The sequence below is a fragment of the Cedecea sp. NFIX57 genome, assembly GCF_900177785.1.
Lineage (GTDB): Bacteria > Pseudomonadota > Gammaproteobacteria > Enterobacterales > Enterobacteriaceae > Cedecea > Cedecea neteri_C.
Map to the genome: position 1 here is coordinate 96999 of NZ_FXAS01000008.1, position 12577 is coordinate 109575.

The window sequence follows — 12577 nt, forward strand, 5'->3', positions numbered from 1 at the left end:
GCAACCCTGTTTTCCCTGGTGTTGGCGCAGTATTCGCGCACCCCGGCCTGGCCGGGGTCATTTTTTTCCAGCGTCCGCAACCCACGCTCTTAATACGCTAACGTCATGTTGCCACTCTTGTTTCAGCTCTTCGATCCATTCCCCGACATTATCAGACCACGCAGGTAAATCTGGGGACTGAATTTGCTGGGCAACCTGCTGTAAATGCCGCAAACCAACAGAACCTGCCGCACCTTTAATTTTATGCCCCTCTTCCACCACGCCCTTGTTATCCCGCGCGGTCATATTGGAATCGAGCACCTCTAAATAACCCGGCATCATTTTTTCAAACATCGCCAGGCCATCGATAATCAGTTTCGGCCCCACCAGCTCGATATATTGTTCGAGCATCGGAATATCGAGTAACGCTTGCTGTTTTTCACTATCGACTTTTGCCACCACAGGCTCCTTCTCCGTTATCTGCTTATCCCAGAATTTTTGGATCATCGACATCAAGGCAGGCACGGCGAGCGGCTTACTCAGCACATCATCCATCCCGGCCTCAAGATACTCAGTTTTGTTTTTCAGCACGTTAGCCGTTAGCGCCACCAGCGGCGGCAGCTCGTCTTTGCTAAAGCGTTTATTCAGCTCGCGGGAGATATCCAGCCCGGTCATATCCGGCAACTGGATATCCAGCAGCACCAGATCGTATTCGCCCGGTATAAACATCTCCAGTGCGTCTTTCCCGGTCATTGCTACGTCAACGCTGTTGCCAAGCTTCTCGAGCACAGAACGCGCCACGATAACGTTAAGCTCAATATCCTCCACCAGCAGCACATGCAGGGCAGGCAGCGGCATATCGTCATCTTCCAGCGTGTCTTCCACTTCCTCGGCCACGCTCGGCGCCTGAACGGTCAGCGTGAACAGGGAACCTTCACCCGGCTTGCTGGTGACGGTAATATCCCCGCCCATACTTTTCGCCAGACGGCGAGAAACAGCCAGCCCAATCCCCGTTCCGGTCGCAGGCTTGCCGCCGTGGCTGTCTTTAACCTGATAGTACATAGCAAAGATTTTGTCCTGCTCGTCCACCGGAATACCAATCCCTGAATCCTGAACCTCAAAGCGCAGGCAGCTCTCTTCTTCATAGCGAACCCGTACCGTGACTAATCCCCCTTTTGGCGTGAACTTCACGGCATTGCTGATCAGGTTCCAGAGGATCTGACGCAGACGCGTCCCGTCCGTCACCACTTTGTGCGGCAACGGTAACGTCGGGTCCATCACAAACGACAGCCCTTTCTGCTGAGCCTGCAGCCCAGAGAGGTTTTCCAGATCGGCCAGGAAGCTGGTGAAATCTACCGACTGGTTATCGAGCTGCACTTTGCGGCGCTCGAGCTTGTCCATATCGATGATATCGTTGAAAATATTGCCCAACGTAATGGCAGAAACATGAATCGTTTTCAGATAGTTGGTCTGCTCGGCGGTGAGATCGGTATCCAGCAGAATACGGCTCAGGCCGACAATGCCATTCAGCGGCGTACGCAGCTCGTGGCTGATGGTGGAGATAAAGGTGGTCTTGTCCCGGCTCGCACGCTCCAGCGCGTCCTGATAGCGCTTACGCTCGGTAATATCGCGGCCAAAGCCCATCAGCCCGTGGCGTTTACCGACACGGTCGTAATAAGGCACTTTACGAATTTCAAAGCAGGCTTTACGGCCATCCGGGTAGTCCAGCCATTGCTCATAGGTCAGAGACACGTTGTGGCGGAACACTTTTTCGTCTGTTTCCAGCACCTTCTCAGCGGCTTCGGCAGAGTACACATCCTGCGGCTTGAGGTGGATAAGCTGTTTCTCGCTCTTGCCGGTCAGCAACTCCATCGCCCGGTTGCAGCCTGAAAACTCCCGGTCTTCGTTGCGATAGAAGACCAGATCGGGCGAAGCATCAAGGAAAGAGCGCAGGAAAGAGGATTGCTGCTCGAGCCGGATTTGCGTCTCCTCACGCTCCTGCATTTCAACTTTAAGCTGCTCCAGCATGGTCTGGCGCTCGGCTTCCGCTTTTACACGGTCGGCGATTTCCTGGTTAAGCTGGGCGATATTGTCCTTAAGCTGCACGTTAAGAATGAGGTCGCGCTCACGCATCTCCTCCAGCTTTTCCACCAGCTTCGACAGCCGTTGCCTGGACTCCTCAAGCTGTTCAACCACAACTGACAGGAAGTAAACCGCCCAGGGCGTAATCAACAACCCAAAGAAGATAGAGCGGACAACGTCGATACTTTCAACCTGGCCGCTCAGCAGCATGGTGACGGCCATTTGCACCACCATCGCCAACACGACCAGCGCCGAAGCCAGCAGCAGGGAGAAGCGCACCAGCCCCAGCTTCACCATAAGATCAACGTAATACTGCGCCAATAACCGAATTTGCTTCATGGAACGATTCCTTCGCCTTGGATGCGCTAAATATACCGCAAAAAGGAACCGGGCTCAGGATTTACGAAAGAACTGAGAGATCCCACGGCGTGCCCAGCGCTGACCCCTGCGCCCCGTGCGCCAGCAAATACTTGTCGATATCCACCATCGCGGCCCAGCGGTTCTCACACCATAAAGGGGCAAGCAAGGTTGGACGCCGGGCATTAGCCGAAATGCGATGGAACACGACATCAAGTGGCGTATGGCGAATCATTTCTCCCGCGGTGACGACATACTCATCCAGCGTGATCCCCTCAAGGCGACCTGCTCGCCAGCTTTTGGCCATAATGCTTCCGTCAACGATATGCAGAGGGTGTAGCTTCAGGCCGTCTACACCGGTTTCAACCACTTGCTCCAGCGTGTCCCTACATTGCTGCTGGCCTTCACCCGGTAAACCGACAATCAGATGGCTGCAAACCTTTAACCCCCTCGCTCGGGCCCGGCGGGTAGTTTCCTGATAACAGGCAAAATCGTGCCCACGGTTGATGCGATGCAGCGTTTTGTCATTCGCCGTCTGTAACCCCAGCTCCAGCCACACTTCATAGCCCTGAGCGTGATAATCGCTTAGCAAATCCAGCACGCTGTCGGGCACGCAGTCAGGCCGGGTACCCACGCACAGCCCCACGATGCTGGTCTGGCTGACCGCCTGCTGGTACATCGATCGCAACACCTGCACTTCAGCCCAGGTGCTGGTATAGGCCTGGAAATAAGCCAGATAGCGCTGAGCACGATTCACACGGCTGGCCTGGTGTGCGAGCTGCTCGGCAATGGAATTGTGCTGCTGAGTTTCATCAGCGAAAGAGGCCACGTTGCAAAAAGTACAGCCGCCTCGCCCGATCGTACCGTCGCGATTGGGGCAACTGAAACCGCCATGCAGCGTGAGTTTATGGACTTTTTGCCCGTAGCGACGAGAGAGATCGCCGCCAAACATATTGACTAATTTCTGTAACTGCATAATCTGATGGGCCGTCCCGAAAAAGGGGACTAGCCTGCCATTTTCTTCTCGCACCGGCGATGACCTGGATCAATCGCTTCGGCGCAGCCTTACCTATTGCATATAAACTCAAAATAAGTGCAACTCTATTCACATCAGGCTTGATTACTTTTCCTTATGATGCGGCCCTTTATTTAAAGAATATGACGAACGGTGAAAAACAGTGTCATGCTGCACTTCACGGGGATTAAGCAGCATATCATGCTGGCAATATCATTCATGCCAGCATGGTCTGGAGTTTCACGGCCTTTCGGATAGTGAGGACGATCACATAACACTCGGCGTTCGTCGTCGTTTCCCCACAGTCAAAAAAGAACAAAAAACCATTAAATTCATAATATTAAGTCACTCTTAGCACAGTTTTGTATAAATAAGAATGCCATTTGACCTGTGTGCTCTTTCCCGATAAGTTGGAAATCCGCTGGAAGCTTTCTGGATGGGTTCTGTGCCCATCATATTTATGCAGTAATTGAGATTCCCTCTAAAGCAAGTCCTCAACACTTGTGACACCGGATGCGTTGGACATTAAGAGGGCGACACGCGAGGCAAGCGTATGATGCGCAAACCCCGTCGCCATGCCCTTGCTGCGTCCACGCGCAAACGGTTGGGAGTAACGTAGAGCCTGGGGAGGTTCACTGATATGTTGTACGATAAATCCCTTGAGAAGGATAACTGTGGTTTCGGCCTGATCGCCCACATAGAAGGCGAACCTAGCCACAAGGTAGTGCGTACCGCTATTCACGCGCTAGCCCGTATGCAGCACCGTGGTGCCATCCTTGCCGACGGTAAAACCGGCGACGGTTGTGGTCTGCTGCTGCAAAAACCCGATCGTTTCTTCCGCATTGTTGCAGAAGAGCGCCACTGGCGTTTGGCCAAGAACTATGCCGTTGGCATGATTTTCTTGAACCAGGATGACGCGCTTGCCCGCGCCAGCCGCCGCATTGTTGAAGAAGAGCTGCAAAACGAAACGCTGTCTATTGTTGGCTGGCGTGAAGTGCCGGTGAACAAAGACGTGCTCGGTGAAATCGCCCTCTCCTCTCTGCCACGTATTGAACAAATTTTCGTTAACGCCCCGGCGGGCTGGCGCCCTCGTGATATGGAACGCCGCCTGTTTATCGCCCGTCGCCGCATCGAAAAACGCATCCAGGAAGATAAAGACTTCTATATCTGCAGCCTGTCTAACCTGGTGAACATTTATAAAGGTCTGTGTATGCCGGCTGACCTGCCGCGCTTCTACCTGGACCTCGCGGACCTGCGCCTGGAATCGGCCATTTGCCTGTTCCACCAGCGTTTTTCCACCAACACCGTGCCACGCTGGCCGCTGGCTCAACCGTTCCGCTATCTGGCGCACAACGGTGAAATCAACACCATCACCGGTAACCGCCAGTGGGCGCGCGCACGTACCTATAAATTCCAGACGCCGCTGATCCCCGATCTGCACGACGCCGCTCCGTTCGTGAACGAAACCGGCTCCGACTCCAGCTCCATGGATAACATGCTTGAGCTGCTGCTGGCGGGCGGGATGGATATCGTGCGCGCCATGCGTTTGCTGGTTCCGCCTGCATGGCAGAACAACCCGAACATGGATCCTGAGCTGCGTGCCTTCTTCGACTTTAACTCCATGCATATGGAGCCGTGGGACGGCCCGGCCGGTATCGTTATGTCGGACGGGCGTTTCGCCGCCTGTAACCTGGACCGTAACGGCCTGCGTCCGGCACGTTATGTGATCACCAAGGACAAGCTCATCACCTGCGCCTCTGAGGTCGGGATCTGGGACTACCAGCCGGATGAAGTGGTTGAGAAAGGCCGCGTTGGCCCGGGCGAGCTGATGGTTATCGACACCCGTGTCGGGCGTATTCTGCACTCCGCTGAAACCGATGCCGAGCTGAAAAGCCGCCATCCGTATAAAGAGTGGATGGAGAACAACGTTCGCCGCCTGGTGCCGTTTGAAGACCTGCCGGACGAAAAAGTGGGCGCACGGGAGCTCGACGACGACACGCTCGCCAGCTACCAGAAACAGTTTAACTACAGCAGCGAAGAGCTGGATTCAGTGATCCGTGTGCTGGGCGAAAATGGCCAGGAAGCCGTGGGTTCAATGGGCGATGACACCCCATTTGCCGTACTTTCCAGCCAACCACGCATTATTTACGACTACTTCCGCCAGCAGTTTGCGCAGGTGACCAACCCGCCAATCGATCCGCTGCGTGAAGCCCACGTCATGTCCCTGGCCACCAGCATTGGTCGCGAAATGAACGTCTTCTGTGAAGCAGAAGGCCAGGCACACCGCCTGAGCTTCAAATCGCCGATTCTGCTGTGGTCCGATTTCCAGCAGCTCACCACGCTGGAAGAGGAACACTATCGCGCCGATACGCTCGACATCACCTATGACGTGACCGAGAAGTCGCTGCACGAAACGGTGATGGCGTTGTGCGACGAAGCGGAACGCATGGTTCGCAACGGCACTGTCTTGCTGGTGCTGTCCGACCGTAATATTGCCAAAAATCGCCTGCCGGTTCCGGCTCCAATGGCCGTGGGCGCCATCCAGACTCGCCTCGTTGAGAAGAGCCTGCGCTGTGATGCCAACATCATTGTTGAAACCGCCAGCGCCCGCGATCCGCATCACTTCGCCGTGCTGCTGGGCTTCGGCGCGACCGCAATCTACCCGTACCTCGCCTATGAAACCCTGGCGAAGCTGGTCGACAACGGCGCTATCGACAAAAACTACCGCACCGTGATGCAGAACTACCGCAACGGCATCAACAAAGGGCTGTACAAGATCATGTCCAAAATGGGCATCTCGACTATCGCCTCTTACCGTTGCTCTAAGCTGTTTGAAGCGGTGGGTCTGCATAAAGAAGTGTCCGAGCTTTGCTTCCAGGGCGCGGTCAGCCGCATCGGTGGTGCAGGCTTTGGCGACTTCCAGCAGGATCTGTTGAACCTGTCCAAACGCGCCTGGCTGGTACGTAAGCCGTTGGATCAGGGTGGTCAGCTGAAATTCGTTCACGGCGGGGAATACCACGCCTATAACCCGGACGTAGTGCAAACGCTGCAAAAAGCGGTGCAGAGCGGCGAATACAGCGACTATCAGCAATACGCGAAGCTGGTTAACGAGCGTCCTGTCGCCACGCTGCGCGATATGCTTGCGCTGAATCCGCAGGACGAGTCCGTCAAAATTGAAGACGTTGAGCCAGCAACCGAGCTGTTCAAACGCTTTGATACCGCGGCGATGTCTATCGGCGCCCTGAGCCCGGAAGCACATGAATCCCTGGCTGAGGCGATGAACAGCATCGGCGGGAACTCTAACTCCGGCGAAGGCGGCGAAGATCCAGCGCGCTACGGCACCAATAAAGTGTCCCGTATCAAGCAGGTCGCTTCCGGCCGCTTTGGCGTGACGCCTGCCTACCTGGTCAACGCCGACGTTATCCAGATTAAAGTTGCACAAGGCGCAAAACCGGGCGAAGGCGGTCAGCTGCCGGGTGATAAAGTGACACCTTACATCGCCAAGCTGCGCTATTCCGTGCCCGGCGTGACGCTGATTTCACCTCCGCCTCACCACGATATTTACTCTATCGAGGATCTGGCGCAGCTTATTTTCGACCTGAAGCAGGTTAACCCGAAGGCGATGATTTCCGTGAAGCTGGTTTCCGAACCGGGCGTCGGCACCATCGCGACGGGCGTAGCCAAAGCCTATGCTGACCTGATTACTATTGCCGGCTACGACGGCGGCACCGGCGCAAGCCCGCTGTCGTCCGTGAAATACGCGGGCTGCCCGTGGGAACTTGGCCTGGTGGAAACTCAGCAGGCGCTGGTGGCTAACGGCCTGCGCCATAAGATTCGCCTGCAGGTAGACGGCGGCCTGAAAACCGGCCTCGACATCATTAAGGCGGCCATTCTTGGGGCTGAAAGCTTCGGCTTCGGTACCGGGCCAATGGTTGCACTGGGCTGTAAATACCTGCGAATTTGTCACCTGAACAACTGCGCAACCGGCGTTGCAACTCAGGATGACAAACTGCGTAAAAACCATTACCACGGCCTGCCGTTCAAAGTGACCAACTACTTTGAATTCATCGCTCGCGAAACCCGCGAACTGATGGCGCTGCTGGGCGTGAAACGTCTGGTTGATTTGATTGGCCGTACCGACCTGCTGAAAGAGCTGGACGGGTTTACCGCCAAACAGCAGAAGCTGGATCTGTCTGCTCTGCTGAAAACGGCTGAGCCGATGCCGGGCAAAGCGGTGTACTGCACCGAGCATAACCCGCCGTTCGATAAGGGCGACCTTAACGCACAGCTGCTGAACCAGGCGCAGGCGTATGTGGACGACAAGCAGAGCAAAACGTTCTGGTTTGATATTCGCAACACTGACCGTTCGATTGGGGCTTCGCTTTCCGGCTACATCGCCCAGCAACACGGCGACCAGGGCCTGGCGTCTGACCCAATCAAGGCGCACTTTAGCGGTACCGCAGGCCAGAGCTTCGGCGTCTGGAACGCAGGCGGCGTTGAGCTGCACCTGACCGGTGATGCCAACGACTATGTCGGCAAAGGCATGGCTGGCGGGCTGATTTCTCTGCGTCCACCGGTGGGCTCAGCCTTCCGCAGCCACGAAGCGACCATTATTGGCAACACCTGCCTGTACGGTGCCACTGGCGGGAAGATGTATGCCGCAGGCCGTGCCGGTGAACGTTTCGCGGTGCGCAACTCCGGTGCGATCACCGTGGTTGAAGGCATCGGCGATAACGGCTGTGAATACATGACCGGCGGTATCGTCTGTATTCTGGGCAAAACGGGGGTTAACTTCGGGGCTGGTATGACGGGCGGTTTCGCCTATGTACTGGACGAAGACGGTGAATTCCGCAAACGCGTGAACCCGGAACTGGTTGAATTACTGAATGTAGAAGAACTGGCGATTCATGAAGAGCACTTGCGCGGCATGATCACCGAACACGTTCAGCTGACCGGCTCCCAGCGCGGCGAAGAGATCCTGGCCAACTGGCCGGCATTCGCCTCGAAATTCACCCTGGTTAAACCGAAGTCCAGTGATGTCAAAGCATTGTTGGGTCACCGCAGTCGTTCCGCAGCTGAGCTGCGGGTGCAGGCGCAGTAAGAGGTCACGATGAGTCAAAACGTTTATCAATTTATCGACTTGCAGCGCGTTGATCCGCCGAAGAAGCCGCTGAAGATCCGCAAAATTGAATTTGTGGAAATCTACGAGCCGTTCTCTGAGGGGCAGGCCAAGGCGCAGGCTGACCGCTGCCTCTCCTGCGGCAACCCGTACTGCGAGTGGAAGTGCCCGGTTCATAACTACATTCCAAACTGGCTGAAACTGGCCAATGAGGGCCGCATTATTGAGGCAGCCGAGCTGTCTCACCAAACCAACAGCCTGCCGGAAGTCTGCGGCCGCGTCTGCCCGCAGGACCGTCTTTGCGAAGGCTCCTGCACGCTGAACGACGAGTTCGGGGCGGTGACCATCGGCAATATCGAGCGCTATATCAACGATAAAGCGATTGAGATGGGCTGGAAGCCGGACCTGACCGGCGTGAAGCAAACCGGTAAGCGCGTGGCTATCATCGGTGCAGGCCCTGCCGGGCTTGCCTGTGCGGACGTTCTGGCGCGTAACGGCGTGAAGGCAGTGGTTTATGACCGACACCCTGAAATCGGCGGTCTGCTGACCTTCGGCATTCCAGCCTTTAAGCTGGAAAAAGAGGTAATGACCAAGCGTCGCGAAATCTTCAGCGGGATGGGGATTGAATTCAAACTCAATACCGAAGTAGGCCGCGACGTGCAAATGGACGAACTGCTGAGCGAATACGACTCCGTGTTCCTGGGCGTCGGCACCTATCAGTCCATGCGCGGTGGTCTCGAAAATGAAGACGCGCCAGGCGTGTATGACGCCCTGCCGTTCCTCATCGCCAATACCAAGCAGATTATGGGCTTCAGCGAAACAGCCGAAGAACCGTATGTCAGCATGGAAGGCAAGCGAGTTGTCGTGCTGGGCGGCGGGGATACCGCTATGGACTGCGTGCGTACTTCAGTGCGCCAGGGTGCAACCCACGTGACCTGTGCCTACCGTCGTGACGAAGAAAACATGCCGGGCTCTAAGCGCGAAGTGAAAAACGCGCGTGAAGAAGGCGTAGAGTTCCAGTTCAATCTGCAGCCACTGGGCGTGGAAATTAACGCTAATGGCCGGGTGTGCGGTGTGAAAGTGGCCCGTACCGAGCTGGGTGTGCCGGATGCTAATGGCCGTCGCCGCCCGGAGATCGTCGCCGGTTCCGAGCATGTACTGCCTGCCGATGCGGTGGTAATGGCCTTCGGTTTCCGCCCTCACAGCATGACGTGGCTGGAGCAGCAGAGCGTTGAGCTGGACAGCCAGGGGCGCATTCTCGCGCCAGAAGCTAGCGAGAATGCTTTCCAGACCAGCAACCCGAAAATCTTCGCCGGTGGCGATGCGGTTCGCGGTTCCGATCTGGTGGTAACGGCTATTGCTGAAGGGCGCAAAGCTGCTGACGGGATCCTGAACTTCCTCGAAGTATAAGCGTTAAAATCTGGCGGCTTCGGCCGCCAGCTTTAGTCGCTATCGCACCATAAAAAAAGCCAGTCTTTCGACTGGCTTTTTGTTATTTCACCACGCGCAGTGCGGGGCGACCACCGCGAGGCGGCGGCGGATCGTCATCCGGGTTATTCTCATCATCACCGTGATCCGGGCGATCGCCGTCAATAACCTGCATCACTTTTTCAGTCTCACCGAGGACTGGCTGGTCATCGTTGTGGCTTTCTGCGTCTTCGTCATAGCCCGCTTCCGGCTCAAACATAGTGCCCGCGCCATTTTCACGTGCATAAATAGCCAGCACGGCAGCCATAGGCACGTTAACCTGGCGAGGTACGCCGCCGAAACGCGCGTTAAAGCGCACTTCGTCGTTGGCCAGCTCCAGATTCCCTACGGCACGAGGTGCGATGTTCAGCACAATTTGCCCGTCACGCGCATACTCCATCGGAACCTGTACGCCCGGCAGCGTGATATCTACCACCAGATGCGGCGTGAGCTGGTTATCCAACAGCCACTCATAAAAGGCCCGCAGCAGATAAGGACGGCGCGGCGACAGCTGCGACATATCCATCAATTAGCCTCGGGTCTGCAGACGCATTTCGCGCTCAGGTTCGGTCAAAGAGGCCAGGAAGGAGTCACGCTCGAAGACGCGGGTCATGTACCCTTTCATCTCTTTGGAGCCAGCACCTGTCAGCTCAATGCCCATCTGCGGCAAGCGCCACAGCAGCGGAGCCAGATAGCAGTCGACCAGGCTGAACTCGTCGCTCAGGAAGAAAGGCTTCTGGGTAAAGACCGGGGCGATGCTCAACAGCTCTTCACGCAGCTGCTTACGAGCGGCTTCCGCTTCCTGCGCTGAGCCATTCATCACCACATTCATCAGCGAATACCAGTCTTTCTCAATACGGTGCATGTACAGACGGCTTTCACCACGCGCAACCGGATAAACCGGCATCAAAGGTGGGTGCGGGAAACGCTCATCAAGGTATTCCATGATGATGCGGGATTCCCACAGCGTCAGCTCGCGGTCAACCAGGGTCGGTACGCTGTGATTGGGGTTGAGGTCAATCAGATCCTGAGGCAGGTTATCCGTTTCCACATGCTCAATTTCAACGCTAACACCTTTCTCAGCCAGGACGATACGTACCTGGTGACTGTAGATGTCAGTAGGACCGGAAAACAGCGTCATCACCGAACGTTTGTTGGCAGCGACAGCCATGAAAACCTCCAAGTTTATCCAGAAAATTACTGCTAATAGCCGCAAGCGGCGACTAACCTGACCGTTTATTACCCAATGCTTCGCCAGAACATCGCTGACGCCCTTTAAGGGGCGAAAACAACCGGATGCCGACATTTGGGCAGAAAATTGGATGATAGTTTACCAGATTTTACTGGTTTTGTGGTGGTCGTATATTGAATTTGCCTGAAAGGCAAATCATTTCAAAATGTTAGACGCAATAATATAAATTACAGGCATAAAAAAACCCGGTACCAGGACCGGGCTTTTTGCCAACTGTCTTGCTGCCTGGAAAGGCAGAGAACAATTAACGTTTGGAGAACTGAGGACGACGACGTGCTTTACGCAGACCGACTTTCTTACGTTCAACCTGACGAGCATCACGGGTAACGAAGCCAGCTTTACGCAGCTCGGAACGCAGGGACTCATCGTACTCCATCAGAGCGCGGGTGATACCGTGACGGATCGCACCAGCCTGACCAGAGATACCACCACCTTTAACGGTGATGTACAGATCCAGTTTCTCAACCATGTCGACCAGTTCCAGCGGCTGACGAACTACCATGCGGGCAGTTTCACGACCGAAGTACTGTTCCAGAGAACGTTGGTTGATAACGATTTTGCCGTTGCCCGGTTTGATAAACACGCGAGCTGCGGAACTTTTGCGGCGACCAGTGCCGTAGTATTGATTTTCAGCCATTGCCTATAATCCCGATTAAATGTCCAGAACTTGCGGTTGCTGTGCCGCGTGGTTGTGCTCGGTGCCCGCGTAAACTTTCAGTTTACGGAACATTGCACGACCCAGCGGGCCCTTTGGCAGCATGCCTTTAACCGCGATTTCAATCACACGCTCAGGACGGCGGGCAATCATCTCTTCAAAGGTCGCTTGTTTGATACCACCGATGTGGCCGGTGTGGTGGTAGTACACTTTGTCAGTACGCTTGTTGCCGGTTACAGCAACTTTGTCAGCGTTCAGAACGATGATGTAATCACCAGTATCAACGTGCGGAGTGTATTCCGCTTTGTGCTTACCGCGCAGACGGCGAGCCAGTTCAGTAGCCAGACGACCTAAGGTCTTACCTTCAGCATCAACGACATACCAGTCGCGCTGTACAGTTTCTGGTTTAGCTGTAAAAGTTTTCATTAAAAGCTTACCCAATATATAGTTACACGTTGGTGAACACCCAAACGTTTAAAATCAGTCGAGGTTCACGCGACATTGTCCAGCAAACCTACCCCTTCGAATAGCCTATGCCGGCACGACAAAAGTTTTGGGAAAAAAACTTTGGTTGTAACGTGGGGTCGCAAGATTATAGAGAAGTCGACCTCAAAGATCGACCACAATTTGTCGTTGATATCACATATTCAT

General features: G+C 55.1%; 8 protein-coding genes. 2 read left to right on the forward strand and 6 right to left on the reverse strand.

Features of this window, described 5'->3' with window-relative positions; genetic code table 11:
• Positions 1–57 precede the first annotated feature (57 nt).
• Positions 58–2400, reverse strand: a complete 2343-nt coding sequence (gene arcB, locus B9Y90_RS08750) for an aerobic respiration two-component sensor histidine kinase ArcB (RefSeq protein WP_085540987.1) — start codon at positions 2398–2400, stop codon at positions 58–60.
• A 61-nt stretch (positions 2401–2461) separates the two neighbouring features.
• Positions 2462–3394 (reverse strand): tRNA modification radical SAM protein MnmL/YtqA, encoded by a 933-nt coding sequence (locus tag B9Y90_RS08755; protein WP_085540988.1) that lies wholly within the window; start codon positions 3392–3394, stop codon positions 2462–2464.
• 679 nt (positions 3395–4073) lie between these two features.
• Here B9Y90_RS08755 and gltB point away from each other — a divergent pair.
• On the forward strand, positions 4074–8534 hold the full coding sequence (gene gltB / locus B9Y90_RS08765) for a glutamate synthase large subunit (RefSeq protein WP_139827370.1): 4461 nt from the start codon (positions 4074–4076) through the stop codon (positions 8532–8534).
• 9 nt (positions 8535–8543) lie between these two features.
• A complete protein-coding gene (locus tag B9Y90_RS08770) occupies positions 8544–9962 on the forward strand; it encodes a glutamate synthase small subunit (RefSeq protein ID WP_085540989.1) in 1419 nt (472 codons plus the stop codon).
• Between the two features lie 82 nt (positions 9963–10044).
• Here the strand turns inward: B9Y90_RS08770 and sspB are convergent, their stop codons facing one another.
• The 4 genes from sspB to rplM form a co-directional block, all read right to left on the reverse strand.
• A complete protein-coding gene (gene sspB, locus B9Y90_RS08775; RefSeq protein ID WP_085540990.1) occupies positions 10045–10545 on the reverse strand; it encodes a ClpXP protease specificity-enhancing factor in 501 nt (166 codons plus the stop codon).
• Between the two features lie 3 nt (positions 10546–10548).
• On the reverse strand, positions 10549–11190 hold the full coding sequence (gene sspA / locus B9Y90_RS08780) for a stringent starvation protein SspA (RefSeq protein WP_008454872.1): 642 nt from the start codon (positions 11188–11190) through the stop codon (positions 10549–10551).
• 325 nt (positions 11191–11515) lie between these two features.
• A complete protein-coding gene (gene rpsI, locus B9Y90_RS08785; RefSeq protein WP_000829818.1) occupies positions 11516–11908 on the reverse strand; it encodes a 30S ribosomal protein S9 in 393 nt (130 codons plus the stop codon).
• Positions 11909–11923: 15 nt separating this feature from the next.
• Positions 11924–12352 carry a 50S ribosomal protein L13 gene (gene rplM / locus B9Y90_RS08790; protein ID WP_008454874.1) on the reverse strand — a complete coding sequence of 143 codons (429 nt, stop codon included), beginning with the start codon at positions 12350–12352 and terminating at the stop codon, positions 11924–11926.
• Positions 12353–12577 lie beyond the last annotated feature (225 nt).

Bases quoted from the DNA above. Each gene is read 5' to 3' on its own strand.
- arcB (WP_085540987.1), bottom strand. From the start codon at position 2,400: ATGAAGCAAATTCGGTTATTGGCGCAGTATTACGTTGATCTTATGGTG.
- rplM (WP_008454874.1), bottom strand. From the start codon at position 12,352: ATGAAAACTTTTACAGCTAAACCAGAAACTGTACAGCGCGACTGGTAT.
- rpsI (WP_000829818.1), bottom strand. From the start codon at position 11,908: ATGGCTGAAAATCAATACTACGGCACTGGTCGCCGCAAAAGTTCCGCA.
- B9Y90_RS08770 (WP_085540989.1), top strand. From the start codon at position 8,544: ATGAGTCAAAACGTTTATCAATTTATCGACTTGCAGCGCGTTGATCCG.
- B9Y90_RS08755 (WP_085540988.1), bottom strand. From the start codon at position 3,394: ATGCAGTTACAGAAATTAGTCAATATGTTTGGCGGCGATCTCTCTCGT.
- sspB (WP_085540990.1), bottom strand. From the start codon at position 10,545: ATGGATATGTCGCAGCTGTCGCCGCGCCGTCCTTATCTGCTGCGGGCC.
- gltB (WP_139827370.1), top strand. From the start codon at position 4,074: ATGTTGTACGATAAATCCCTTGAGAAGGATAACTGTGGTTTCGGCCTG.
- sspA (WP_008454872.1), bottom strand. From the start codon at position 11,190: ATGGCTGTCGCTGCCAACAAACGTTCGGTGATGACGCTGTTTTCCGGT.